This is a genomic window from Ensifer sp. CCNWLY38 (genome assembly GCF_037120565.1).
GTDB lineage: Bacteria > Pseudomonadota > Alphaproteobacteria > Rhizobiales > Rhizobiaceae > Ensifer > Ensifer adhaerens_H.
This window is the reverse complement of sequence record NZ_JBBBBO010000001.1, coordinates 260,061-286,148: the sequence shown is the minus strand read 5'-3', so window position 1 is coordinate 286,148 and position 26,088 is coordinate 260,061. Positions and strand designations below refer to the sequence as shown.

Sequence of the window (26,088 nt, the reverse complement as noted above, 5' to 3'; positions counted from 1 at the left end):
ATGCAGATGGCGTCCTCCTTCCATCATTTCGACGAGCTGCATGTCTGGATCGATCGGCAGCAGATGCTCGAATGCACATCGGCGGTTGTCGAAACCGCCGATGTCATGACCTTCACCTTCCGCGCGGAGAAGCCGGCCTGGTTTCGTTATCTGCCCGGGCAGTTCGTCACCCTCGAATTGCCGGTCGCAGACGAGCCTGTCATGCGTACCTACACACTCTCGTCGACGCCATCGCGACCGCTCTCGATTGCTGTCACGGTGAAGGCACAGGCCGACAGCATCGGCACGCGCTGGATGTTCGATCACCTGAAGCCCGGCATGAAGCTCAGAGCCTTCGGCCCGCTCGGCGATTTCAGCTTCGTCCGTCATCCCGGCGAAAAGTACCTGTTTATCTCCGCCGGCTCCGGCATCACGCCGATGATGTCGATGACGCGCTGGATGGCCGACTGCGTGCCGGAGACCGATGTCACCTTCATCTCCTGCGCGCGTCGGCCGGACGACCTTCTGTTTCGCTCGGAGCTCGAGGTTCTGGCGACACAGATGTCCGGGCTGAACCTCGGCTTCATCGTCGAGGGGCACGAGGCGCGTCACGGCTGGCATGGCCTGCGCGGCCGCATCGACGGTGCCAAGCTGCCGCTGCTCGCTCCCGACTTCCTGGAGCGCACGGTGTTCTGCTGCGGTCCTGAACCGTTCATGCGCGGCGTGCGCGAGATGCTGAAGGCAGCCGGCTTCGACATGGCCCGCTATCACGAGGAGAGCTTCCAGCCGGCGGCAGCGCCTGCGGCGGAAGAGATCGCCGTCCGCGCTGGCGTGGCGGGCGACAGCGAAGCCGCTGCCGCCAAGGTTGCTTTCACCATGAGCGGCAAGGAGGTGGAGGCGAAACCTGGCCAGACGATCCTGCAGACGGCGCGTGCTAATGGTGTCAGGATCGGCGCTGCCTGCGAGGGCGGTATCTGCGGCACCTGCCGGGTGATGAAGGTCGCGGGCGAGGTCGAGATGAACCACAATGGCGGTATTCTCGATGACGAGATCGACGAGGGTTACATCCTCGCCTGCTGCTCGCGGCCGCTGGGAGATGTCCAGATCGAAGCCTGAGAGCGCCGTTTGGAAGGAACGGACGGCTTTACGTCGAGCGGTGCAGCCGCGGATAGGATTCAGGCTGCTTCAGCTATCGCCCTACTGCGCATGGCAAAGGGAGACCTTGACCGCGACGCGCCTCAGGCTGTCCTCGCCTGCGGCCGGTTCGGGACATCCATGCTGTGTGGTGTCGTCGGCAGCGGTCGCCAGGCGCAAGGCGCGCTCTTGGCGGGCGAAATCGATCGAGCCGGTCACAAACATATCGACGCCGCTGCCAGCACCGCTCGTTGCTTCCGTGCGGCTGACGAGCAGCGGCTCGCTTTCAAAAGTCGCGGTTGCGCGAGCGGTCGTCCCAACCCCGGTCCCTTGGCTGGCCTCTGCGACGAGGACCAGCGGGAGCGGCTTTTCGGGCAGCAACGCGCCTTGCGCCCAGATTGCTTTCAGTGCGAGCGGCGACATCGCAGCGACATTCACGTCGATATCGTCGAGTGTCCCCGGGACGCGGTAGGGGCAACGCCGCTTGCCGCAATTGATGCCGGAGGAGAATTGCCACAACGCATAGCTTTCCCAATTGCCCATCGGGAAGACCTGGCGGATATCCGGCTTGTAGCGCGCGTACCACAGCGGCAGGCGCGACAGCAGCCGGTGCTTGGCGCGGTGCGCGGCGATATATTTGGCGGTGATGTGATTGGTATAGAGGATCGGGTAACGTCCGGTGCGGGTCTTGACGTGGCCGGCGAAGATCGCGGCATCCTCTAGCGACATGTATTTGTCTGCATCGATGCCCTCGAGATCGAGAACCATCAACTCGTCGTCGCGCGGCTCGGCGTAGTCGAGGAAATGGTTCGCCTGGTCGACGGGATTGCCGGGACGGGCGAGATGGTAGGCACCCCACAGCAGCCCGTGTGTGCGGGCAAGCATGCGCCGGGTCTGGTAGAGCTCGCGGCTGACGGCGTATTTGCGCCACATGGTCTTGCAGTGGTTGAAGGTGTCGCCGTTGTGGTCGCCGGTGCAGGAGAAGCTTTCGGGCAGGCCATCGGAGGCCTTGGCGATGAAGCCGGAGATGCGCTTGTCCGCGAGCATCGTTTCCCAGTCGATGCTGTTCATCTCATAGGCATCGACGATGATGGCGTTGGACTTGGTCTTCCAGGGCTCCAGTTCACCGGCGCGTGCGATCGCCGCCGCGAAAGCCAGACCTAGAAAGGTCGCGAGGCGCAGAACCATCCCTGTGGTGGAGATATACCGCTTTGCCATTCTCTGAGATTGCCGACAGTATCGTTAATGTATCGTAAATCCCAGCCCCCGAGGCGGACTGTGCTGGAGCGGCGCGCCAATGTATACCGACCTCCGGCTGTATATGAGCAATGCCTTGCATAATATTGGTGTGTTGCGCGATGCCTTCGAGACCGACAGGCGGATGAACGAATGCGCCGAAGCCGTCACTGCTGCCGATCTGCCGCTACTGATCCGCCGCAGCCGCGATGCCTGAAGATGGAACAAAACCGGTGACTTATGCGTTGCTGGCTGGTTTCGGATTTCCCGGCTGAGGGTCATCCCCGGTTTTGCAGCGAACCGGGTGAAATCATGCAGAGGCTGAAGTTCCCGTGGTTGCCCGATTTTTCGGCACCCTGCGGAGCGTGGATTCGGTTATGGAGGTTTTGATGAAGGCATTGCTGAAGACCGGGAAGAGCCGGTGGTTTTCTTCGATCATTGCCGTGGCAGTCCTGATGACGTCCGCGGTCCCGTCGCAGGCGTTCATGCCGGCGCCGCCGCGCGTCGAACGGCAGGACGATGCGATGAACGTTCAGTATCGCCGGCCGGGCTATGAGCGCCGCGGCAACTATTACTACTACAACGGCTATCGCGGCTATCGCTACGAGCGCCCAGGCTATCGCTACTATAACGGTTGGTGGTACCCGATGGCCGCTTTCGGCGCCGGCGTGATCATCGGCGGGGCGATCGCCCAGCCGCCACGCTACGAACGTCCCGCACCCGGCTATGGCAACCGCCATGTGCAGTGGTGCTATGACCGCTATCGGTCCTACAGGGCCTACGACAATACCTATCAGCCCTATGGCGGCCCGCGCCAGCAGTGCTATTCGCCCTATAGCTAACCTACAGCTAAGGGGTGAGCAGGGCCGGGGGCTTCCGCCGCCGGCCCTTTCTCATAGGCCTACAGAATTCCGATCCGCCTGAGGATCCACCAGGCAAAGGCCATCGAGCCTCCGATGAACAGAGCCGCATAGAGCGTTCCCGTTCCATCGGCGAAGGGGAGCGCCCCGGTGTTCATGCCGAAGAAGCCGGTCACGAGTGTCGGCGGCAGCAGGAACGCGGTCATCAGCGACAGGATGTAGAGGTGGCGATTGGTCTCCGAGGAGATCTTGCTGTCGATTTCTTCGTGCAGCAGCCGCGCCCGTTCCTGTAGCGCGAAGACGTCGCGGTCGACCGCCTCGAGCCGGTCCGAAAGTCGCTCGGCAACGTCGATGAAACCGGGCGGCACCTCGTCCTCGTCCGAGGCGGCCGCCCGCCTCAGCAAAGCCAGGATCGTGCGCAGATGTCGATGAAGCCGCACCACTGTGCGGCGGAGCGGCGCAAGCCCCGGCTGCTGGCGATGCCCGGCCGCGCCATAGACATGATCCTCGATGACGTTCAGTTCCTCGGTCAGTTCCAGAACCAGCGAGATCAATGTGCGCTGGAACTCGATCACGATCATCTCGAACAGGTCGATCGGGCGGGCACATTTCGTGCTCTTCTCCACGGCCGCCTTGACGCGGTCGATGCTGCGCAGCGGATGCAGGCGTGTGGTGATGATGATCCGGTCGCTGACGGCGAAATGCAGCCAGCCGATCGTCTTGGTTACGGCATCGAAGGTGCGCTCGAAGTCGACGAGCGTGCCGTGTACGATATCATCCGAAACCGTAATCGCGGCCTGCGTGTCGTGGCTGGTCAGCGCGGTGACCGCGAGTGGCGGAAGGTTGCCGATCCGCTCGATGAGGGCAGGCGTGCGTGCATCGGAGAGCGCCAGATGAACCCAGACCCATCCTTCGCCTGTCAGCAGGCTGTCGACCGAAGCGTCGGTGGCGATGCGCTGGCAGCGGCTTTCGCCCGGCAGGAAACGATAGGCCCAGACGATGCCGGGTATTTCGGGGGAAATCAGGTTCATCTGAACGCCTTGGCAAAAGCCTTACGCCTTGGCTTCTATGCGCCGTTGATGACAGTTTTGTTACAGGCGAAGCGGCGCGACGTCGCGGCAGAGTGCGGCAATTGACGTTGACGTTTACGTAAAAATCAATAGTGTTCGGCGCAACGAGGATGCGCCTTGCGCGACCTGGCTATCTGGGAGGATCATCATGTACAAGGCACCCGTCGACGAGATCGCGTTTACGCTGAAACACGTGGCAGGCATGGGCGACGCGCTGCAATCGGGTGCGCTCGGCGACCTCGGCGAAGATCTGGTCGATGCCATCCTGTCGGAAGCGGGCCGATTCGCGACGGAGGAGGTGGCGCCCCTCGGCGACGTCGGCGACCGGCAGGGCTCGCGTCTCGTTGAAGGCAAGGTCGAGACGCCGGATGGCTGGCGTGACCTCTATCACAATTGGATCGCTGGCGGTTGGAACGGGCTGACGGCTCCGGAAGAATTCGGCGGCCAGAACCTGCCGCACATGCTGCATGTCGCCGCCATGGAGATGTGGAACGCCGGCTCCATGGCCTTCGCGCTCGGCCCGACACTCACCATGGGCGCCGTCGAAGCGCTGGAGAAGCACGGTTCAGAGACGCTGAAAGCTACCTATCTGCCGAAGATGGTCTCCGGCGAATGGACCGGCACGATGAACCTGACGGAGCCGCATGCCGGCTCCGATCTCGGGGTCTTGAAGACCCGCGCCGAGCGCCGCGACGACGGCACCTATCGCATCTTCGGCCAGAAGATTTTCATCACCTGGGGCGAACACGACTTCACCGACAACATCGTCCATCTGGTGCTCGCCCGGCTTCCCGATGCACCGGCGGGGACGAGGGGTATTTCGCTCTTCCTGGTGCCGAAGTTCCTGGTCAAGGATGACGGTTCGCTCGGCGAACGCAATGATCTCTTCTGCCATTCGCTCGAACACAAGCTGGGCATCCACGGTTCACCGACCTGCACGATGATCTACGGCGACGGCAAGTTCGGCGCGGAAAAGGGCGCGATCGGCTATCTGATCGGCGAGGAAAACCGCGGTCTCGCCTGCATGTTCACCATGATGAACAATGCCCGGCTCGCCGTCGGCATGCAGGGCGTCGCCATTGCCGACGCCGCCACCCAGAAGGCCATCGCCTTTGCCAAGGAACGCACCCAGGGCAAAGCGCCCGGCTGGACCGGGCAGGGCATGAGCCCGATCATCGAGCACCCCGATGTCGCCCGTACGCTGTTGACGATGAAGGCGCTGACGCAAGGTTCACGCGCGATCTCCTATGCCTGCGCCCACGCGGTCGACATGGGGCATGCAGTCGAAGGCGACCAGGCGAAGTTCTGGCAGGAGCGCTCCAGCCTGCTGACGCCGATCGCTAAATCCTTCTCGACGGATGCCGGCGTCGATGTCGCTTCGATGGGCATCCAGGTTCATGGCGGCATGGGCTTCATCGAGGAAACCGGTGCTGCCCGCTACCTGCGCGACGCCCGCATCGCGCCGATTTATGAAGGCACCAACGGCATCCAGGCGATCGATCTCGTCACCCGCAAGCTGCCGCTTTCCGACGGCGCGCATGTGCGCGGTTTCATCGGCGAACTGCGCGAGATCGCTAAGGCCCTGCGCGCCTCGAACCGGAATGGCTTCGGCGAGACGGCGGCGCGCCTTGATGCGGCGCTGGATGATCTTTCGGCTGCAACCGAGTGGCTGATTGCGGCCGTCGCCGGCGGCAAGCTCGCCGAAGCGCTGGCCGGTGCGACGGCCTATCAGCGCCTCTTCGGCCTGGCGCTGACCGGCGCCTATCTCGCCAAGGGCGGTCTGGCCGAAGTGGCTGACGGCAAGGAAGACCAGCGCATCGCACTCTGCCGCTTCACCGCCGAAAACCTTCTGGCGGAAACCGCTGCCCTGAAGGATCGTGTCGTCAACGGCGCCGACAGCCTTGCCGTCGCGCGCGCCGTTCTGGCTTGAGAGGATCTATCATGACTGACCACGTGCTCATCGAGCGTCCGGAAGCCCACCCCGGCGTCCAGGTGATCCGCTTCAACCGACCGGAAAAGAAAAACGCCATCACTCGCGACATGTACGCGAAGATAACCAATGCGCTAACGGTCGCCTCAAGCGATCCGGCCGTGCGCGCCACCGCGTTTCTCGGCACCGAAGGTTGCTTCTCCGCCGGCAACGACATGGCAGATTTCCTCGCCTTCGCCATGGGCGGGAGCATGGGCACGGAGGTCATCGAGTTCCTGAAGGCGCTCGCAACCGCCTCCAAACCCATCGTCTCGGGCGTGGACGGCCTGGCGATCGGCATCGGCACAACGATCCATCTCCATTGCGACCTGACGATCTCCTCTGAACGTTCGCTGTTCAAGACGCCCTTCGTCGATCTGGCGCTGGTGCCGGAAGCCGCCTCCAGCCTGATCGCGCCGCGCATCATGGGCCACCAGCGCGCCTTCGCGCTGTTGGCCGCCGGCGAGCCGCTGGACGCCAAGGGCGCGTTGGACGCCGGGCTGATCTGGAAGATCGTCGGTCAGGATGCAGTTGAAGAGGAAACGCTGTCTCTCGCTGCTCGTCTCGCCAAAAAACCGCCGGAGGCGTTGCGTATCGCCCGCGACCTCGTCCGTGGCGACCGCAGTGACGTTCTTGCGCGCATCGACGAAGAAGCCAAGCATTTCGCCGCGCAGTTGAAGAGCGCCGAAGCGCGTGCCGCCTTCGAGGCCTTCATGCGCCGCTAAGCAGTCTCCAGGCTTTTGTGAGTGGGAGAACGGGTGCCGCAGTGCACCCGTTTTTGCTTTCGGGGGCGGTGTTCTAGCCGCCGCACGGTAAAGATCGCGTTGCCGTCGGCATCGCGAGCTTGCATAGATCAATTTTAATTTGTTCTTAAATAGCGATCGCTAGCGTGCGGCGCGATAGGCCTATCCTCATTTCGAGAGGCCCCAGCCGCATGAAGCATGGCTGGCTCCGCCTTCTGGCATGTTCAACGTTTTCCCGCAGGCGTCTGCGCTCCGTCCCTCCGGCGGACGAAGGATGCTGCGCGAAAATCATCGAGAGCTCATGTCCGGCGGGAGCCGCCGGCACCCCATTGGGAGCCCATCTTGTCCAAGCGATCGAACCTCATGACGCGCATTCTCGTTGCCGCGTCCTGTGTCGTTGTCGGCGCCTTTGCCGGCTTTTCCGTTTACATTGACACGCTGCAGCGTGGCACTACCACCAAGGCTGTCGAGGAGAACATTGCATCCTCCGGCACGCAGGCCGCCCAGAGCGTCGCCAAGTGGCTGAACGGCCGCGTCACGCTGACGGCGATGGTGGCCGATGCCACCGGCAACGTCGCGGACGATAGCGCCATCCAGCCGATCCTGAAGAACGACGTGCTCACCACCGAGTTCATGTCGACCTATGTCGGAAACGAGAGCGGCAAGTTCATCACCTGGCCGGACAATCCGATGCCGGCCGGCTACGATCCGCGCCAGCGCCCCTGGTACCAGCAGGCCGTCAAGGCCGACGCCCGCGTCCTGACCGAGCCCTATGTCGACGCCTCCAGTGGCGCGCTGATCATCAGCGCCGCCGTCCCGGTCAAGCGTGACGGCAAGCTCTATGGCGTTGCGGCCAGCGACTTTTCGCTCGATACGCTGGTGGCGATGATCAAGGGCGTCGATGTCGGCGGTGAAGGCTTCGCCTTCCTCGCCAGCAAGGACGGTCAGATCCTCGTGCATCCGGATGCCAAGCTCGTCACCAAGACGCTCACCGACGCATTCCCGATCGACACGCCGACGATCGGTTCTGGCATCATGCATACCGAACTCGGCGGCAAGCCGATGCTCGTAAGCTTCGTCCCGGTTCAGGGGCTTCCCTCGGTCGAGTGGTATGTCGGCTTCGTCATCGACGCCGATGCCGCTTACTCCGCGATCGACCAGTTCCGCATCGCCGCGACCATCGCCACCATTCTCGCTGTCGGCGTGATGCTCGTCTTCCTCGCGACCTTCCTCAACCGTCTGGTCATCCGCCCGGTCACCGAAATGACCGGCGCGATGGAGAAGCTCGCGGCCGGCAACCACAACGTCGAAATCCCCGGCGAGGAGCGTACCGACCAGATCGGCTCGATGGCCGCTGCGGTCGCCATCTTCAAGGCCAACGCCGTCGAACGCGCCCGTCTCGAAAGCGAAGCGGACGCGAACCGGTCGCTGTCGGAACGCGAGCGTCTGGAGCGGGAGGCGCAGAAGGCGCGCGACGCGGCCGAGATCCAGCAGGCCGTCGATGGTCTGGCGTCCGGCCTTGGCCGCCTTGCCGAGGGCGATCTCGCCTATCGCATCGACAACCCGTTTGCCGATCGCCTCGATCGTCTGAGGGCCGACTTCAACAACTCGGTCGCCAAGCTGCACGACACGCTCTGCGCTGTCGGCGCCAACGCCCGCGGCATCGATGCCGGTGCAACGGAAATCCGCTCGGCCGCCGACGATCTTGCCCGCCGCACCGAGCAGCAGGCAGCCTCGGTTGAAGAGACCGCCGCAGCGCTGGAAGAGATCACCACGACCGTCAAGGACTCCGCCCGCCGGGCCGAGGAAGTCGGCGCGTTGGTCGCCCGCACCCGCGCTGGCGCGGAGAAATCAGGCGAAGTCGTTGCCAACGCCGTCGAAGCCATGCACGCGATCGAAAAGTCGTCCGGCGAAATCTCCAACATCATCGGCGTCATCGACGACATCGCCTTCCAGACGAACCTGCTGGCGCTGAACGCCGGCGTCGAGGCGGCCCGTGCCGGTGAGGCCGGCAAGGGCTTTGCCGTTGTCGCCCAGGAAGTGCGCGAACTCGCCCAGCGCTCGGCCAATGCCGCCAAGGAGATCAAGGCGCTGATCACCACCTCGGGCAACCAGGTGCGCAACGGCGTGACGCTGGTCGGTGATACCGGCAAGGCGCTGCAGACGATCGTTTCCGAAGTCCAGGAGATCAACAAGCATGTGAGCGCGATCGTCACGGCGACGCGCGAGCAGTCGACCGGTCTTCAGGAGATCAACACGGCGGTCAACACCATGGACCAGGGCACGCAGCAGAATGCAGCGATGGTCGAGGAGCAGACGGCGGCAAGCCATGGCTTGGCCTCCGAAGCCGCTTCGCTCAATGCGCTGCTTGCCCAGTTCAACCTCGGCGAAGTGCAGGCGGCAAACGGGGGTCGTCGTCGCGCGGCCTGAGCGGAGGAACACCGCAATAACAAAGCGATAAGGCCACCGCCGTGAATCCGTATGGCAAGTGCCTCAAGCCTGATATGACAAAGGCCCGGGAAACCGGGCCTTTGTCATTGGGATGCTGTTGACGTCATCCGCCGACCTTTTCTCCCGTCATCCTCGGGCTCGACCCGAGGATCCAGCGACATAGAGGGCCCGTACATGGATGCTCGGGTCGGCCCGAGCATGACAGAGAGCGAAGGTAACAATCTGGGACAAGGCCGAGCAGTGGCGCGGCTCGGAAAGCCGGCTTGTCCTCATTTCTCCAGCGTTGCCACCGCCTCGACATGAGACGACCAGAGGAACTGGTCGATCGGCGTCACCGAGGTGATGCGATAGCCGGCAGCGGTCAGGATCGAGAGGTCGCGCGCCAGCGTGACCGGGTTGCAGGAGACGGCGACGATCTTCTTGACGCCGGAGCGGGCGATCTCGTGACATTGCGCCTCGGCGCCGGCCCGCGGCGGGTCGAAGACGATCGCGTCAAAGACCTTCAGTTCCTGCGCCATGACCGGGCGGCGGAAGAGGTCGCGCTTCTCGATCGTTACGGGTTTGAGCCCTTGCGTGTTGCGCGCGGCGAAATCGAGCGCTTTCAGCGCCTTGTCCTCGCCTTCGACCGCATGAACGCGCGCCTTGCGAGCGATGCGGAGCGCGAAGGTGCCGCAGCCGGCAAAGAGATCGGCGACGCGCTTGGCCTTGCCGAGATGATCGAGCACCAGCTTCGCCATTGCCTCTTCGGCCTCGGCTGTCGCCTGGGTAAAGCTGCCCGGCGGCGGCGAGACCGGGACGCCGCCGAAGTCGATCACCGGCTTCACCGGTTCCACGATGACCTCGCCGTTAAGGCTGACGCGGGCGATGCCGCGCTCGGCCAGCACCGCTTCGACCGTGCGGCGGCGCTCGCGGTCGTCGAGCTTCTTGATGCCGTCGACAGCGAGGTCGAGGCCGGAGAGCGTTTCGAGCACGGTGATGCGGAACGGCTCGGCATTGACGGCCATCGCCGTGCCGATTCTGGCGATCGTTGCGAGCTTCGAGACGATGCCCGGGCTCGCGATCGGACATTCGGAGATCGCGACGATGTGGTGGCTTTCGGCCTGGTTGAAGCCGAGAAGCAGGTCCTTCTCGGTCTTGCGCGCGGTGAAGACGGCGCGGCGGCGCTGGCCCGGTTCGGCGGTGATGAGCGGCGCCACCTCCGGCTTCAGCCCTTTCGACTTCAACGCGGCGATCACGAGATCGCGCTTGAAACCGTGATAGAGCGTGTCCGAAGCATGCTGCATCGTGCAGCCGCCGCAGGTGCCGTTGACGCCGTCGGGCCCGAAATGACGACAGAGCGGCTCGATGCGTTCGGCAGAAGGCTCCCTCAGGGAAATCAGCGTGCCGTGCGACTTGTTGACGGCCAGAGCCACGCTCTCGCCAGGCAGCGTAAACGGTGCATAGATCGGGCCTTCGTCACCCTCGGCAATGCCGTCCCCCTGCGCGCCGAGGCGAGTGATCGTGACCGTCTCTGTGCTCATGGCTTCTTGCCCGCCAGCAGGAACTCGACATTGCCGTCACCGCCGGCGATCGGCGAGGGGATCAGGCCGAGGCTCTGCCATCCCATGTCCTCGACGAGCCAGCGCTCGAGTTCGGCGGCGACCGCCGGTGCGCTGTCGGGATCCTTGAGCAGCCCCGCCTTGCTGATTGCATCGCGGCCGGCCTCGAATTGCGGCTTTACCAGCAGGATGCAATGCGCGCCGGGAAGCGCCATCTCGAGTGCCGGGGGGAGGGCGAGCTTCAGCGAGATGAACGAGACGTCGGAGACGACGAAAGTTACCTCGCGATCGTCGATATCGTCCTCTGTCATCGCGCGGGCGTTGAGGCCCTCGATGCTGGTGACGCGCGGGTCACCTTCGATGCGCGGATGGATCTGGCCGTGACCGACGTCGATGGCAACCACGTGCTCTGCGCCGCGCTTCAAAAGCACTTCGGTAAAGCCGCCGGTGGAGGCGCCGATATCGAGACAGCTTTCGCCCGAGGGATCGAGCGCGAAATGATCGAGTGCCGCGACAAGTTTCAACGCTGCGCGCGAGACATAGTCCTGCGCCGGGTCATCAATGGTGATCGTCACGCTTTCGGCGAACATTAATGACGGCTTGGTGACCGTGCGGCCATCGACCTTGACGGTGCCGCGCTGGATCGCGTCTCGAGCGCGGGCGCGGCTGGCAACCAGTCCCGTGTTGAGCAGCAATTGATCCAGGCGCACCCTGTTTCTGTGTTCTTCATTCTGGCGTTCTTCTGACATGTGTTTCTCATGGCGACTTGCCGGCAGAATGGCAAGCCCTTGCGGCCGCAGCCATGGAGCCCTTTGGGTGAGACGGGTAGAAAAACTCAAAAAATAGGGGAGACGACGGGTCATGGCGCAGGACGATGGCTAGAAATTCTGCATATCCGTCTGGAAAAGCAAAAACCCCGGCTCAGCACCGGGGTTTTTCTTTGTGTCGTGTCGCGAAAGTCGTCAGCCGGCAGCGCCGATGCCGATATCCTGCTTCTGGCCGAGCGCCTTGAAAACAGTAGAGACGATACCAGCGCGGTCGAGACCGGCGGCGGCATACATGGCCTCGGGCTTGGCCTGTTCCATCCAGATGTCAGGCATGACCATCGGGCGCACCTTCAGGCCACCGTCGAGCAGGCCGTCTTCGGCGAGGAACTGCAGCACGTGGCTGGCGAAGCCGCCGACGGCGCCTTCCTCGATGGTGATCAGCACCTCATGGTTACGGGCCAGCTGGCGGATGAGGTCATGGTCAAGCGGCTTGGCAAAGCGGGCGTCGGCAACAGTCGTCGAAAGGCCGGCAGCGTCGAGATCTTCGGCGGCCAGCAGACAGTCGGCAAGGCGGGTGCCGAAGGAGAGCAGCGCCACCTTCGATCCTTGCTTGACGACGCGGCCCTTGCCGATCTCGAGGATCTGGCCGCGCTCGGGCATTTCGACGCCGACGCCTTCGCCGCGCGGATAGCGGAACGAGATCGGGCCGGCATCATAGGCGGCGGCGGTGCGCACCATGTGCTTGAGCTCCGCCTCGTCGGCGGCTGCCATCACCACGAAACCGGGGAGCGTGGCGAGATAGGTCGTGTCGAAGGAGCCTGCATGGGTCGGGCCATCGGCGCCGACGAAACCGGCGCGGTCGATCGGGAAGCGCACCGGCAGGCCCTGGATCGCCACGTCGTGCACCACCTGGTCGTAGCCGCGCTGCAGGAAGGTCGAATAGAGCGCCGCGAACGGCTTGTAGCCTTCGGAAGCAAGACCGGCGGCAAAAGTTACGGCGTGCTGCTCGGCAATGCCGACGTCGAAGCAGCGCGACGGATGGACCTTGGCGAATTTGTCGAGACCGGTGCCGGACGGCATTGCGGCGGTGACGGCGACGATCTTATCGTCGAAACCGGCTTCCTGCGTCAGCGCATCGGCGAAGACGGAGGTATAGGCCGGAGCGTTCGGCTTGGCCTTCGCCTGGGCGCCGGTGATGACGTCGAACTTGTTGACCCCGTGATACTTGTCGGCTGCGGCTTCCGCCGGCGGATAGCCCTTGCCCTTCTGCGTGACTACATGGATGAGCACCGGACCCTTGCCATTGTCGCGCACGTTGCGCAGCACGGGCAGGAGATGGTCGAAGGAGTGCCCGTCGATCGGGCCGATATGGTAGAAGCCCATCTCTTCGAAGAGCGTGCCGCCGGTGACGTAGCCGCGGGCATGCTCGACAGCGCGAGTGATCGCCCGGTCGACGGTCTTGCCGAGATAGGCCGTCAGCTTCTTGCCGACTTCGCGGATGCCCATGTACGTGCGGCCGGAGGCAAGGCGCGCCAGATAGGCGCTCATGGCGCCGGTCGGCGGCGCGATCGACATGTCGTTGTCGTTGAGGATGACGATCAGCCGTGCATCGAGCGCGCCGGCATTGTTGAGCGCCTCATAGGCCATGCCGGCCGAAAGCGCGCCATCACCGATGACGGCAATGACGTTGCGGTTCTTGCCGTCGAGATCGGCGGCGACCGCCATGCCGAGGCCGGCGGAAATCGAGGTCGAGGAATGGGCGGCGCCGAAGGGGTCGTATTCGCTCTCTGCACGGCGGGTGAAGCCGGAAAGACCGCCTTCCTGGCGCAGCGTGCGGATGCGGTCGCGACGGCCGGTCAGGATCTTGTGCGGATAGCACTGGTGGCCGACGTCGAAGATCAGCCGGTCATCCGGCGTGTTGAAGACCTTGTGGATGGCAATCGTCAGTTCGACAACGCCCAAGCCCGCGCCGAGATGGCCGCCGGTGCGCGACACCGCGTCGATCATCTCTGCCCGGACCTCACCGGCAAGCTGCGGCAGATCCTTGTCGTCGATCTTCTTCAGATCGTCGGGGAAAGTCACCTTGTCGAGCAAGGGAGTAGCCGGCATCGGATTGGTTGGCAGTTGTGTCACGCTGCATGCCTCATGCGCGCCGCGGGATCAGGCGCGCGATAGTTGGTGGTACCGTCGAAGCGGCTCTTTAGACGCAATCGTTGCTGAATGCAAAATTAGGCGTTCCTGCGTCGTCAACCAAGAGACTAGCGCATGATTCTGTGAATCGAAATCGATTCAAGCGCCATGAGGCAATGTTGCGCGGTCTTATGCACTCATCCCGCTCTACTTTCGGTCGAGATCAGCTTTCGGGCAGGGGAACGAATTCTTCCTCGTCGCCGGGCACGATGTCGAAGCGACCGGTGCGCCACTCTTCCTTGGCTTTTTCGATGCGCTCCTTGGAGGAGGAGACGAAATTCCACCAGATGTGGCGGGCGGAGCCAAGTGCTGCACCGCCGAAGAGCATGACGTGACAGCCCTCGGGCCCGGCGGTCACCGTGATCTCGTCGCCCGGACGGAAGACGAGCAGCTGGTTGTCGGCAAAGTGGTCGCCGGCGATGATCGCCTCGCCGGAGAGAATGTAGAGCGCGCGTTCTTCCCACTGTGCGGCAAAGGGGGCGCTTTTGCCCGGAGCGATGTTGAGGTCGACATAGATGGTGTCGGTGAAGACCGAGACGGGCGACTTCGCGCCTTCGAAATTGCCGAGGACCACCCGCGCCTTGATGCCGTCGTCGCTCATATGCGGCAGCATGCGCTCCTCGGTGTGGCTGAAAATCGGGTCGATTTCTTCCTTGTGGTCGGGCAGCGCCAGCCAGGTTTGCAAGCCGGAGATCGAGCGAGCGTGGCCGCGCTGGTTTTCGGGCGAGCGCTCGGAATGCACGATGCCGCGGCCGGCGGTCATCAGGTTCACGTCGCCGGGGCGGATCACCATCTCGGTGCCGAGGCTGTCGCGATGCTTGATTTCGCCGTCGAAGAGATAGGTGACGGTCGAAAGCCCGATATGCGGATGCGGGCGCACGTCGATCGCCTCGCCGGCGCGCAACAGCGCCGGGCCCATGCGGTCGAAGAAGATGAAGGGACCGACCAGGCGCCGTTTCGCCGACGGCAGGGCGCGGCGAACCTGCAGCCCGCCGATGTCGCTGGTGCGCGGAACGATCAGATGTTCGATGGCGTCGCAGGCGGGCTTGTCGCCGGCGAGCGGATCGGGGCCTGGAAAGAAGGACATGGCGCGTGCTCCCGTTTATGCTGTCATATCAATAACTAGCGCCTGCGCACTGAGGCGGCTAGGGACCAATCCGATACGAAGCGTTTCCGCGGAGCAATCAATCCACTTCTCAATCGGCGTCGAGCGGCTCCACGCCCTGCGGCTTGCCGGCCCGGTCGAGGCGGATCTTTTCGATGCGGTCTTCGGCAGCCTTCAGCAGCGCCTCGCAATGCTTCTTCAGCGCTTCGCCACGCTCGTAGATCTCGATCGACTTGTCGAGGGCGACGTCGCCGCGCTCCAGCGCCGAGACGATCCGTTCCAGTTCCTCGACGGCCTGCTCGAAGGAGAGGGCGGAAACGTCCGGTTGCGTGGTGTTGTTCATGGTTACCCTCTCATCAGTCTTAGGATATGCAGGCCGGCCGATTCGGCCAGGCCTTGAAGGTCATAGCCGCCTTCGAGCAGGCTGACCATGCGGTTGCCGGCGCTGCGGTCGGCGATCTCGTGCAGGCGCCCGGTCGCCCAGTCGAAATCCTCGGCGACGAGGTTGATCTGTGCCAGCGGATCGCGGTGATGGGCGTCGAAGCCGGCGGAAATCAGAATGAAATCCGGCCGGAAATTGGTGAGCGCCGCAAGCACGCGGCTGCGGAACGCCTCGCGGAATTGCTCGCTGCCCATGTTCGGCGACAGCGGCGCGTTGACGATGTTGCCCTTGATGCCCGTCTCGTCCTTGGCGCCGGTGCCGGGGTAAAGCGGCATCTGGTGCGTCGAACAGAAGAGCACAGACGGATCGTTCCAGAAAATGTCCTGCGTGCCGTTGCCGTGGTGCACGTCCCAGTCGACGATCGCGACGCGCTCGGCGCCGTAGGCCTTCTGTGCGTACCGGGCGGCAATCGCCACCGTGTTGAAGAGGCAGAAACCCATCGCCTTGTTCTTTTCGGCGTGGTGTCCCGGCGGGCGCGCCGCGACGAAGGCGTTGTCGGCTTCGCCGGAAAAGACCGCGTCGACCGCGGCGGTCGCCCCGCCGATGCCCGTCAATGCGGCTTCGAGGCTCAAGGGGCTGGCATAGGTGTCCGCCTCGAAATGGTTGATGCCTTCCTCCGGGATGGCGCGCTTGACGTTACGCAGGTGTTCTTCCGGGTGAACGAGCAGAACGAGATCTTCGCTCGCCTTCTTCGCCTCGATCCGCTTGAGATCGGCGAAGTTCGGATGTTCGAGCGCAAGGTTCAGCGCCTTCAGCCGGTCCGGCCGTTCGGGATGCCCCTCCGGAACCTCGTGTTCCAGAAAGACCGGATTTTCATAGAGGAACGTGGTCATGTCGCGAAACCTAGTGCTGTCACCCTGCAAGGTCCATGGCGAGGCAGTCGAAAGGCGGAATTTTCAACAGCGCGGATCGAGCAGCAGTTTACCGTCGCGGCCCGCATCTGCCTGATGCGCAAGCGCCGCGCCGAGCTGGCTCAATGGATAGATCTCCGCGATCCGGCTGGAAAAGAGACCGGTGCGCAGGCCGTCGAAACTTTTTGCGAAGGCGGCCTCGATCGCGAGCCGTCCGGCCGAATGCACCCAGGTGCGCAGCCACAGGAAGGAGAAGCGGATATCCGACCGCGCCTGGATCACTGCCTGAGATACCGGTACGCCGCTCAGCGCCCCGTACTGGATGAAGGCGCCGCCGGGTTCGAGCGTGCGAAGGACGAGGTCGCCGGCAAACGGACCGCCGACGGCGTCGATGATCGCTTCGAGCCGGAGTTCGGGTAAACGGCTCTCGTCGCCAAGAACAACGTGGCCGGGAACGTCGCCGGCAAGCCGCGCGGCGCTGCGTTGACTGCGAACGATGCCGGTGGCCTCCGCCCCTTCGCCGGCAAGCAGCTTCATCAGCATGCCGCCGATGGCCGACCCTGCCGCCGTGACGCCGATCCGTCGTCCTTCGAGCGAACCCAAATGACTGCGCAGCGCATCGATCAACTGCAGCGCCGTCAGCGGATTGACGTAGCAGGTCGCTGCATCTGTGTCGGTGATGTCGTCGGGCAATGTGAAACACCATTCGGCCGGTCGCAGCAGATACTCCTGCCAGAGGCCGCTGGCGCCGATCGGTACCACTCGGTCGCCGGGATTCAACGAAGTCACGCCGCCGCCGACGCGCGTCACCGTACCGAAGCCCTCGAAGCCCGGAACGAAGGGCAGGGTTGTGCGGGCGCTGTAGGCGCCGGTCACCGGGATGAGATCGGACGGGTTGATGGCGGCAAGCGACAGCGCTACTTCGACTTCGCCCGGTCCCGGTGCGACGCGTTCCCCATCGACGAGCGCAATCACTTGCCGGGGGTCGCCGAACTGTCTAACGAGGGTGGAGCGCATCGTCGGGGAGCCTCGCATGGACGGCAGGGAGCTGGAGAACGTTACGGAAATCCGTATTCCGTTTCGCGATATAGACATGCACGGCCATATGCACAATGCCGCCTATTATGCCCATGCGGAAGCAGCCCTTTCCAGTCTTTGGCGCCACCGTCCCCATGTGGTGAACGAGCCGAGCTATCTCGTGCGCCGCTCGGCCTGCGTCTATCACCGCGGCCTGCGTTACGACGAACCGGCCCGCTTCACTGTCAACGTAACAAAGATCGGCGGCAGCTCGATCAGCTTCGCCGTCAAGGTCGAGGCGCGCGGCCAACTTGTGGCGGAAGTGGAGGTCGTCTGGGTGGCGGTCGATCCGCAACGCCACACCCCCCTGCCGCTGCCGACCGCGACACGGGAATGGCTGACGGCCTATACGGTCTGAACCAAAGCAATTGCAGGAAAAGTGCGAAGCGGTTTTCCGTCCGCAATTGCGCACCCTCCAGCTACGATTGCAGGAAAAGTGCGAAGCGGTTTTCCGTCCGCAATTGCGTACCCTTCAGCTACGATTGCAGGAAAAGTGCGAAACGGTTTTCCGTCTGGAACTGCGCGCGCTCAAACCGCGCGAAACAGGGCGACGATGCCCATGCCGCCGCCAACGCCCATCATCGCCAGTCCTTCGGTGCCGGCGGGCGCGGTCGACATTTGCGAGAAAAGCCGGACCGCAAGGATTGCTCCTGATGCGCCATAGGGATGGCCGAGCGCGATGGCGCCGCCATCGAGATTGACCCTTTCCTTGGCAATATCGAGCTGGTCGAGGCTGCCAAGCACCTGTGAAGCGAAGGCCTCGTTGAATTCGATGAAATCGACCTTGGCCGGATCGAGCGCGGGTTGCCGCACTTTCAGCTTCTGCATCGCCGGCACGGGGCCGAGGCCGAGAAGGTTGGGGTGCACGCCGGCCGTCGTGGCATCGACGAATTCGACCGCGAAGGGAACGCCGAGCCGTTTTGCCTCCGCGAGGCTCGTCACCAACACGAGCGCCGCTCCGTCATTGATCGGGCAGGCATTGCCGGCGGTCACCGTGCCACCCTCGACGAAGACCGGCTTCAGCCGCTGCAGTGTTTCCATCGACGCGTTCGGACGCGGGCACTCATCGCGAGACACAAAGCCCGCCGCCGTCTCGATCGGCACGATCTCGCGGACGAAACGGCCGGCAAGCTCGGCTTCAACGGCGCGGCGATGGCTTTGAAGCGCAAAGGCATCCTGCCGTTCGCGAGAGATCCTACAGGCGGTCGCGACGTTTTCGGCGGCGACGCCCATGTCCGGATCGCCGATTTCGTCCGGCGCCATGCGGGCGCGCTTGACCGGCGCGAGCTCGCCGCCGCGCTCCAGCGGCGGCCTCAGACGGATATGCGCGCGGCTGGCGCTCTCGGTCCCGCCGGCCAGGTAGAAGCGGCCGGCACCCGCCTGGATCATCCGCGCCGCAAGCGTGATCGCCTCCAGCCCGGAGCCGCATTGCCGATCGACGGTCACGCCCGGCGTCGAGACCGGCAGGCCTGCTTCGAGCGCTGCGAGCCGGGCGAGATTGCCGGCGCTGTTTGCGGCATTGCCAAGGATGACGTCGTCGATCTCGGTCGCTTCAAGCCCGACATCGCCGAGAATACGGGCGATCAGCGGTGCTGCCAGCTGCGAGGGTTCGATATCGCGAAGCGTGCCGTTGACCCGGCCGATTGGTGTCCGGAGCGCGGCGATGATCACCGGTGTGCGTGCCGGCTCAGTCGATGAGTTCGAGAGCATCGTTTCCATCCGCGATCCATTGCCTGAGCGTGCCCGCCGCCACCTTGCCCGACTGCGTCATAGGCATCTTCGAGCAGAGCCAGATGCGGCGCGGATGTTTGTAGCGCGGCAGGTGGGCGGCGAGATGACGGTCAAGCGCTTCTCGGTCAAATATACTGCCAACCGGCTCGATGACGGCGACGAGTTCGCTGCCGAGGTCCGGATGATCGAGCCCGAGGACGAGCGCAGCATGAACGTCAGGGTAGGCGACAAGTGTCGCCTCGACTTCCTGCGGGTAGATGTTATTACCGCCCGACAGCACCATACCGCCGGCGCGCCCGAGAAGATGAAGCGTACCGTCGTCGTCGAGGAAGCCGATGTCGCCCACCGTCGCAAGCTGGCCAAGACGGCGGAAACCGGCGCCATCGGCGTCGCCGACATAACCGTCGGAGATGAGGGCGCTGTTAACGAAGATCGTCCCCGTTTCGCCTGTGGGCACTTCATCCCCTGTGTCATTGCGAATGCTGAGCGCAACGCCGGGAAAGGCGCTGCCGACGGCGGTGGCCGAAGCGGTGTCGTCCTTTGTTGCGACGCTGATGAAGCCCAGTTCCGAAGCGCCGTAATATTCGATGACCTCCGCTTTCGGAAAAGCGAGTGCGGCGACGGCGCGATCGCTCGCCGTCAGTTTGGCGCCGGCGACGGTGATCTGTGTGACGCAGGCCTGCGGTCTGTTCGTCGCCGCGGCGCAGAGCCGCCGCAGCATCGTCGGTACCAGCACCAGGCGTTGCACTTTCTCCGTCTCGATGATGGTGAGCGCTCGCGCTGCGTCGAAATGAGCCGCCCCGATGAATTCGGCGCCGGCGACGAGCGTTTCGGCGAGCGCGTAGAGCGTCAGCCCGTGCGCCAGGGGACCGGGAGCAAAGGTGCGGGTGCCATGGTCGATGCCAAAAAAGCGCGCGCCGGTGGCCAGGCTCCTGCGCCACGAGCCGCGATCACGGATGATCGCTTTCGGCGTGCCGGTCGTTCCCGAGGTGAAAACGACCAGAAACGGCTCGCCGTCTTTGCCGGCTGCGAGCGGCGCTCGCTCTTTGCCTTCGCTCTCGTGAAAAGACCGCGTCTCGCCGTTTGCCGGAACGTGAAGAGACAAGTCCGCGCCATTGGCGCTGATGATGAGATCAGGAGACAGACGATCGCGCATCGCCTGACGCGTCGCTTCCGGCAGATGTGGGTCGATGAGCGCGACGCAGTTGCCTTGGCTGGCGGCGGCGAGAAAGGCGGCGGCGAAGAGTGGATGATTGCCGGCCTCAAGTACGATCAGGCGCGCGCGGTTGCCAAGCACGCTGCGGTGCCCGGCACTCCCCGCCAAATCGTCGAACGCCGCAACGAGCTGTCCGGCGAGGCGCTTCAGCTCATCGAAAGTGAAAACCCGGCCCTCCATACGGAAGGCCGGGGCATACGGATGTTCCTCCGCGTGGCGATGGATCGCGGCGGCAAACGGCATCGGCTCAGGCGCGTGCCGGCAGCAGCGGATAGCCGGCGTAGACGGCGCGGGCGGCCAGCGTTGCGATCGCTGCCTTCAAGAGGTCGCCCGGGATGAAGGCGAGCGAACCGGTGGCGACGGTCAGGAGCGGCGTGCCGGTAACCGCCGAAACCCAGGGCATGCCGATCGCATAAAGCACGACGATGCCGCCGAGGACGGAGGCGAGGAAGAAGCCGATGAACTGGCGCGTTTCCGCCTGGCCCTCGCGCACGGTGCGCTGGGCAATCAGGCCGGTGACAAAGGTGGCGACGACCCAGCCGATGATGAAGCCGCCCGATGGGCCGGCCAACACGGCAAGGCCGCCGCGACCACCCGAGAGCACCGGCAGGCCGATGGCGACCAAAAGCAGGAACAGGAGAAAGGCGAGTGCGCCGCGCTTGGCGCCGAGAATGCACCCCGCGAGCATCACGCCCATCGACTGGGCGGTGATCGGCACCGGAATGAAGCCGAGCGTGATCGGCGGAATGAGGCCAAGCACGACGACGATCGCGGCGAAGAGGGCGATGAGGACGAGATCTCTGGTGTTCATGACGTTGCGGTTCCCTGTGTATTAGATTTTTCGCATCTATTGGCGACGAAATCCGCGCGCGTCAATTGCCGCCGCGATGGTATCGGCATCTTTGAGCGTCAGGATGATCAGCGGCCCGATGATCGTCAACGGTCGGATCGGCAGGCCGCGGGCGCGGTGCGCCTCGCGGATCGCCTCGTAGCGCGCGAAGATGTCGGGGACGAAGCGCAGCACCAGCCCGAGCGCCAGGCTGACATCGGCCGCCCGCAGCCAACCGAGCCGTTCGAAAGGGGTCAAGAGGATGGTGATCTCGTCCATGAAGGCGCTGATCGTCGTCGTCGCCGTGACCGCGGCCGCAAACAGCACCAGGGCCATCAGCCTCAACGTCAGGGTCGCGACCTCGCCGACCGGCAGCAGAAAAAGGTTGACCGCGGCCAGAAAGAAGATCGTCAGGAAGACGAGTCCGACGCGCGCGATTGCCTCCTTCAGGGGGAGCCCGACGGAAAGATAGAGGCCGGCGGCAAGGACGAAGGCGATCGCCTGCAGCGCCAGTGAACCGCTGAGGAAGAGGACGATGCTCAGGGCTACGAGTGCAATGAGCTTCACTCTCACCGGCAGACGGTGCAGCAGGCTGTCGCCTTCGATGTGCAGGCTCGTCAGCATCCGGCAATCTCGTGGTAGCGGCGAATGGTCTCTGGCGGGTCGCCATCGCCGGCAAGCCGCCCCTCGTGGAAGAGCAGCAGCCGGTCGACATTCTCGACGAGTGCAAGATCGTGGGTGATCACGACAGTATCCTCCGGCAGCCCCTCGATCGTTTCGGCGACGTGTCGTCGATTGCGCAGGTCGAGCTGGTTTGTCGGCTCATCGAGGATGAGGATTTTCGGATCGGTGACGACGACGCTCGCCATGGCGACGAGCTGCGTCTCTCCGCCCGAAAGCTCATGCACGCGCCGTCGTGCCAGATGTTCGATGCCGAAGCGCGACAGCGCGCCTTGCATGCGGCGGTCGATTTCCTCGCGCGAAAGGCCACGGTTCTTCAAGCCGAAGGCGATGTCTTCGGCGACGATGGGCATGATCAGCTGGTGCTGCGGGTTCTGGAAGATAAAGCCGGCTTCGGAAAGCACGGCGCGATCGTCTTCGACCGTGTTGAGCCCGTTGACCATCACTCGGCCCGAGGAAGGCTTGACCAGGCCATTGATCAGCCGGGCGAAAGTGGTCTTGCCGGAACCGTTGAGCCCGATGATGCCGACGCGCTTTTCGCTGAGCGTCAAATTCAATGGGTGCAATGCCACCCGCTCGCCGAAGCGGACCGCGCAATCGGTAAAGCGGATGTCCATTCCGTCCCTCGCTATCTTCGGCTCGCGCCGTTTTCGGGGTGCTCTATAGGCCAAGTCCGACAACAAGGGCAATGCGGTGAAGCGGGACCGAGATCCGGGCGGAATACGGCGCATACATTTCCTCATGCTGCTTCAGTTTGAATTATGGGAATAAAAGCCTATTCTTGTCGCCATGACGATTCGCCTTTCCAACAGCGACGCCCGTCGCATCTTCCTCGCCAAGCAGGGCCTTTCCGGCGCTCCGAACCGTGCGCTCGGCAAGGAGGGGTTGCTGAAGCTCATCCACGACATCGGCTTCGTGCAGGTGGACAGCATCGCCACGGTCGAGCGCGCCCATCACCAGATCCTGTTTGCCCGCAACCAGACCTACCGGCGCGAACATCTGACGGCGCTCCTGGAAGACGATCGAGACCTGTTCGAGCACTGGACGCACGACGCCTCGATCATTCCGAGCAGCTTCTTCCGCTACTGGAAGCACCGCTTCAAATGGGAAGGCGAGACGATCGTCGAGCGCTGGCAGAAATGGCGTGGCGAGGGCTTCGAGAAGGGCTGTGACGAGACCTATCAGCGCATCGCCGAGGGCGGACCGGTGCTGGCCCGCGACCTCAAGGAAGCCGAGCACGAATCCGGCGGCTGGTGGAACTGGCATCCCTCGAAGACCGCACTCGAAGTGCTCTGGCGCACCGGAAAACTGGCGATCGCGCGGCGTGAGAATTTCCAGAAGGTCTATGATCTGACCGAGCGGGTGATCCCGCCGCATCATCAGGATGGCGATGTTAGCCACCAGGAGTTCATCGATTGGGCTTGCCGCAGCGCGCTCGAACGCCTGGGCTTTGCCACCCACGGCGAGATCGCCGCCTTCTGGGATCTCGTATCCCCCGACGAGGCGAAGACCTGGGTTGCCGAGCATCGCGATGAACTTTGCGAAGTGTTGATCGAGGCGATCGATGGCGGCCGTCCGCGCGCCGCCTTCGCCTTCACCGGTTTTCCGCAAACGCTCGGCGATATCCCCGAGCCGCCAGGCCGTGTCCGCGTACTCAGCCCCTTCGACCCGCTGCTGCGCGACCGCAACCGCACCGAGCGCCTGTTCGGCTTCTTCTATCGCATCGAGATCTTCGTGCCCGAGGCAAAGCGCGAATACGGCTACTATGTCTTTCCACTGATCGAAGGTGACCGGATGATCGGCCGCATCGACATGAAGGCGGACCGCAAGCGCGGCAGCCTCGATGTGCGCAAGCTCTGGCTCGAGACGGGCGTCCGCGCGTCGGCCGGCCGCCTGGAGCGCATCGATGCGGAACTGGAGCGGGTCGCCCGCTTTGCCGGCGTCGAAAAGGTGGAGCGCCTCGAAGGCTGGAACGCGACGCTGTAGCACCTTGAACTGCTGCATAATTCCCTGGACCGATCCTGATCTAGGGAATTATGCAGCAAGTGATATTTTCCTTGGCTTGAACCCGCGGCCTTCCTAAATGGAGGCGATAGAATTTCTCGATGCGGGAGCGCACTGCCATGAACACCGATCTGATGAGCCTCTTCGATGCCGACGAGGCAACGATCCGTAAGGTTCTCTCGGAGACGCTCGCCGGCGCCGACGATGGCGAACTCTTTCTTGAACATGCGCAGGCCGAAGTGCTGTCCTTCGACAACGGCCGTCTGAAGGGCGGCAGCTTCAACACCGACCAGGGCTTCGGCCTTCGTGCCGTCGCCGGAGAAGCGGTCGGCTACGCCCATTCAGGCGAGCTTTCGCTGTCGGCGCTTCGCCGCGCTTCCGACGCGGTGGCGCAGGTCACCCGCGGCTATGCCGGCTCCTATGCGGCTGCGCCGCAGCGCACCAACAAAAAGCTCTATGGCGACGAGAACCCGATCGGCGAGCCGAGTTTCGAGGCGAAGGTCGCCCTCTTGCAGGAAATCGACGCCTATCTGCGCGCCAAGGATCCCAAGGTTCGGCAGGTGACGGCGTCGATCGCGGCAAGCTGGCAGGTTGTCGACATCCTCCGGGCCGACGGCCACCGCGTGCATGACGTCAGGCCGATGACCCGCATCAACATCTCCGTCGTCACCGGTGACGGCGACCGCCAGGAAAGTGGTTCCTTCGGCACCGGCGGGCGTCGCGGCTTCGGCGATTTCGTCACCGAGGAAAACTGGAAAACGGGCGCCGATGAGGCGCTGCGCCAGGCGCTGGTCAATCTCGAAGCGATCGATGCGCCGGCCGGCACCATGGACGTGGTGCTCGCCTCCGGCTGGCCCGGCGTCATGCTGCATGAGGCTGTCGGCCATGGCCTCGAAGGTGATTTCAACCGCAAGAAAACCTCGGCTTTCGCCGGCCTTTTGGGCGAGCAGGTCGCCGCTAAGGGTGTCACCGTCGTCGACGATGGCACCATCGAGGCGCGCCGTGGTTCGATTTCCATCGACGACGAGGGTACGCCGTCCGGCTACAACGTGCTGATCGAGGACGGCAAGCTCGTGGGTTACATGCAGGATCGGCAGAATGCCCGGCTGATGGGCATGCAGCCGACCGGCAACGGCCGCCGCCAGGGCTACGCCCATGTGCCGATGCCGCGCATGACAAACACCTACATGCTCTCGGGCGACAGGACGCCGGAAGAAATCATCGCGTCGGTCAAGAAGGGCATCTATGCCGTTTCCTTCGGCGGCGGCCAGGTGGACATCACCTCCGGCAAGTTCGTCTTCGGCTGCACCGAGGCCTATCTGATCGAAAACGGCAAGATCGGCGCGCCGGTCAAAGGTGCCATGCTGATCGGCAACGGTCCGGACGCGATGAAGCGCGTGACGATGGTCGGCAGCGACACCAAGCTCGACACCGGCATCGGCAATTGCGGCAAGGCCGGCCAATGGGTGCCTGTTGGCGTCGGGCAGCCGCATCTGCGCATGGATCAGATCACGGTCGGCGGCACGCAGGCATAAGATCGAATGTCGGTCTTCACGCTCTCGTTTCTGTCGCCGGAGACCGCCACGCCGAGTCACGAACTCAGGTTCGACGCGGATGCTGGCGAGATCGCGCGGGCGCTGGGGCTGCGGGACGCCGTTATTCCAGGCCATGTCTACTACCAGCTGGATCGAAACGATCTGACCATCCTGTCTTCGCTGCTCGGGCTCGCCTTGCCCGCGACCGACGAGGAGGCTCTGCTTCGACGGCCACAGGCAATCGATGCGATGCCCTATCTGGTTCACACCGACTACGAACTTCCGCTGATGCTCGAAGGGCGCAAACCCTTTGCATATTTCTGCGATGACCCGGAATCGTCGTGGTTGGAGGAAACGCGAGCGCTCTTCGCACCGCACGTGGACGCGGGGACCTTCCTTCTAGGCACCTTCGCGTTCTCGAGGATGTGCCCGACGTCAACAGGCGGCGAGAAGGAGCAACGCACCGTGTATCTCACCTATGCACTGCCGGGCGAAGAATGGCGCTTTGCGCACTTCAGGAAGCGCCGCCACCAGCTCTTTCACAACTGGCGTCCATGGACTGCGGAAGACGAGCGCGAGGAAGGATTGCTCCTCGGCTATAGCGAGGAGCAATGCGACTGGTGGCTCGCGAATCGTTTCCGCAGGATCGTCGCGGAAACTTGATGAAGACCGCCTCTATT

Annotated in this window: 23 protein-coding genes and 1 pseudogene; 10 read left to right on the top strand and 14 right to left on the bottom strand. The window is 63.8% G+C overall.

Translation table 11 applies throughout. From position 1 onward, the window contains the following. Positions 1–1,095, top strand: coding sequence for a hybrid-cluster NAD(P)-dependent oxidoreductase (locus V7S54_RS01515; protein WP_065372650.1), 1,095 nt, complete (start codon positions 1–3; stop codon positions 1,093–1,095). 195 nt (positions 1,096–1,290) lie between these two features. On the opposite strand, the pseudogene V7S54_RS01510 reads toward V7S54_RS01515, so the two are convergent. After that, positions 1,291–2,331, bottom strand: a pseudogene (locus tag V7S54_RS01510) (glycoside hydrolase family 25 protein); the annotation flags it as partial. Positions 2,332–2,410: 79 nt separating this feature from the next. Here V7S54_RS01510 and V7S54_RS01505 point away from each other — a divergent pair. Both V7S54_RS01505 and V7S54_RS01500 read left to right on the top strand, forming a co-directional pair. Beyond that, positions 2,411–2,566 carry a hypothetical protein gene (locus V7S54_RS01505; protein ID WP_176707514.1) on the top strand — a complete coding sequence of 52 codons (156 nt, stop codon included), beginning with the start codon at positions 2,411–2,413 and terminating at the stop codon, positions 2,564–2,566. Between the two features lie 172 nt (positions 2,567–2,738). After that, positions 2,739–3,191 carry a BA14K family protein gene (locus V7S54_RS01500; protein WP_065372649.1) on the top strand — a complete coding sequence of 151 codons (453 nt, stop codon included), beginning with the start codon at positions 2,739–2,741 and terminating at the stop codon, positions 3,189–3,191. 59 nt (positions 3,192–3,250) lie between these two features. Here the strand turns inward: V7S54_RS01500 and V7S54_RS01495 are convergent, their stop codons facing one another. Then, positions 3,251–4,240: a transporter gene (locus tag V7S54_RS01495; RefSeq protein WP_065372648.1), complete on the bottom strand. Its 990-nt coding sequence runs from the start codon at positions 4,238–4,240 to the stop codon at positions 3,251–3,253. A 187-nt stretch (positions 4,241–4,427) separates the two neighbouring features. Between V7S54_RS01495 and V7S54_RS01490 the strand changes: the two genes are divergently transcribed. The 3 genes from V7S54_RS01490 (at position 4,428) to mcpU (ending at position 9,421) form a co-directional block, all read left to right on the top strand. Then, a complete protein-coding gene (locus V7S54_RS01490) occupies positions 4,428–6,209 on the top strand; it encodes an acyl-CoA dehydrogenase (RefSeq protein WP_065372647.1) in 1,782 nt (593 codons plus the stop codon). A gap of 11 nt (positions 6,210–6,220) precedes the next feature. Beyond that, entirely contained in the window at positions 6,221–6,973 is a 753-nt protein-coding gene (locus V7S54_RS01485; RefSeq protein WP_065372646.1) for a crotonase/enoyl-CoA hydratase family protein, read from the top strand. A 360-nt stretch (positions 6,974–7,333) separates the two neighbouring features. Continuing rightward, a complete protein-coding gene (gene mcpU / locus V7S54_RS01480) occupies positions 7,334–9,421 on the top strand; it encodes a methyl-accepting chemotaxis protein McpU (protein WP_442892529.1) in 2,088 nt (695 codons plus the stop codon). 290 nt (positions 9,422–9,711) lie between these two features. Here the strand turns inward: mcpU and V7S54_RS01475 are convergent, their stop codons facing one another. From V7S54_RS01475 to V7S54_RS01445, 7 genes are all read right to left on the bottom strand, one after another. Further along, complete coding sequence (locus V7S54_RS01475; protein ID WP_065372644.1) at positions 9,712–10,962, bottom strand: class I SAM-dependent RNA methyltransferase; 1,251 nt, start codon at positions 10,960–10,962, stop codon at positions 9,712–9,714. After that, complete coding sequence (locus tag V7S54_RS01470) at positions 10,959–11,729, bottom strand: TlyA family RNA methyltransferase (RefSeq protein WP_065372643.1); 771 nt, start codon at positions 11,727–11,729, stop codon at positions 10,959–10,961. Before V7S54_RS01470 ends, V7S54_RS01475 begins: the two co-directional genes overlap by 4 nt. 213 nt (positions 11,730–11,942) lie before the next feature. Further along, positions 11,943–13,856, bottom strand: a complete 1,914-nt coding sequence (gene dxs / locus V7S54_RS01465; RefSeq protein ID WP_065372642.1) for a 1-deoxy-D-xylulose-5-phosphate synthase — start codon at positions 13,854–13,856, stop codon at positions 11,943–11,945. A gap of 244 nt (positions 13,857–14,100) precedes the next feature. After that, positions 14,101–15,024, bottom strand: coding sequence for a pirin family protein (locus V7S54_RS01460; protein WP_057250730.1), 924 nt, complete (start codon positions 15,022–15,024; stop codon positions 14,101–14,103). Between the two features lie 109 nt (positions 15,025–15,133). Next, complete coding sequence (locus V7S54_RS01455; protein WP_057250728.1) at positions 15,134–15,385, bottom strand: exodeoxyribonuclease VII small subunit; 252 nt, start codon at positions 15,383–15,385, stop codon at positions 15,134–15,136. Positions 15,386–15,387: 2 nt separating this feature from the next. Then, positions 15,388–16,317, bottom strand: coding sequence for a histone deacetylase family protein (locus V7S54_RS01450; RefSeq protein ID WP_065372641.1), 930 nt, complete (start codon positions 16,315–16,317; stop codon positions 15,388–15,390). A gap of 63 nt (positions 16,318–16,380) precedes the next feature. Beyond that, positions 16,381–17,352, bottom strand: a complete 972-nt coding sequence (locus tag V7S54_RS01445) for a zinc-dependent alcohol dehydrogenase family protein (RefSeq protein ID WP_065372640.1) — start codon at positions 17,350–17,352, stop codon at positions 16,381–16,383. A gap of 16 nt (positions 17,353–17,368) precedes the next feature. Between V7S54_RS01445 and V7S54_RS01440 the strand changes: the two genes are divergently transcribed. After that, on the top strand, positions 17,369–17,770 hold the full coding sequence (locus V7S54_RS01440; protein WP_065372639.1) for an acyl-CoA thioesterase: 402 nt from the start codon (positions 17,369–17,371) through the stop codon (positions 17,768–17,770). A 170-nt stretch (positions 17,771–17,940) separates the two neighbouring features. On the opposite strand, the gene V7S54_RS01435 is transcribed toward V7S54_RS01440, so the two are convergent. The 5 genes from V7S54_RS01435 to V7S54_RS01415 are packed head-to-tail and all read right to left on the bottom strand — an operon-like array spanning position 17,941 to position 22,486. Further along, positions 17,941–19,122: a thiolase family protein gene (locus tag V7S54_RS01435; protein WP_065372638.1), complete on the bottom strand. Its 1,182-nt coding sequence runs from the start codon at positions 19,120–19,122 to the stop codon at positions 17,941–17,943. Continuing rightward, a complete protein-coding gene (locus V7S54_RS01430) occupies positions 19,100–20,602 on the bottom strand; it encodes a class I adenylate-forming enzyme family protein (RefSeq protein WP_065372637.1) in 1,503 nt (500 codons plus the stop codon). Before V7S54_RS01430 ends, V7S54_RS01435 begins: the two co-directional genes overlap by 23 nt. 4 nt (positions 20,603–20,606) lie before the next feature. Continuing rightward, positions 20,607–21,170 (bottom strand): biotin transporter BioY, encoded by a 564-nt coding sequence (locus V7S54_RS01425; protein WP_058320391.1) that lies wholly within the window; start codon positions 21,168–21,170, stop codon positions 20,607–20,609. Between the two features lie 36 nt (positions 21,171–21,206). Further along, a complete protein-coding gene (locus V7S54_RS01420) occupies positions 21,207–21,812 on the bottom strand; it encodes an energy-coupling factor transporter transmembrane component T family protein (RefSeq protein WP_083203463.1) in 606 nt (201 codons plus the stop codon). Then, positions 21,806–22,486 carry an energy-coupling factor ABC transporter ATP-binding protein gene (locus V7S54_RS01415; protein ID WP_065372636.1) on the bottom strand — a complete coding sequence of 227 codons (681 nt, stop codon included), beginning with the start codon at positions 22,484–22,486 and terminating at the stop codon, positions 21,806–21,808. Before V7S54_RS01415 ends, V7S54_RS01420 begins: the two co-directional genes overlap by 7 nt. 172 nt (positions 22,487–22,658) lie before the next feature. Between V7S54_RS01415 and V7S54_RS01410 the strand changes: the two genes are divergently transcribed. The 3 genes from V7S54_RS01410 (at position 22,659) to V7S54_RS01400 (ending at position 26,071) form a co-directional block, all read left to right on the top strand. After that, positions 22,659–23,855 (top strand): winged helix-turn-helix domain-containing protein, encoded by a 1,197-nt coding sequence (locus V7S54_RS01410; protein ID WP_065372635.1) that lies wholly within the window; start codon positions 22,659–22,661, stop codon positions 23,853–23,855. A 137-nt stretch (positions 23,856–23,992) separates the two neighbouring features. Further along, complete coding sequence (gene tldD, locus V7S54_RS01405; RefSeq protein ID WP_065372634.1) at positions 23,993–25,408, top strand: metalloprotease TldD; 1,416 nt, start codon at positions 23,993–23,995, stop codon at positions 25,406–25,408. A gap of 6 nt (positions 25,409–25,414) precedes the next feature. Continuing rightward, entirely contained in the window at positions 25,415–26,071 is a 657-nt protein-coding gene (locus V7S54_RS01400) for a hypothetical protein (protein ID WP_065372633.1), read from the top strand. Positions 26,072–26,088: the final 17 nt, after the last annotated feature.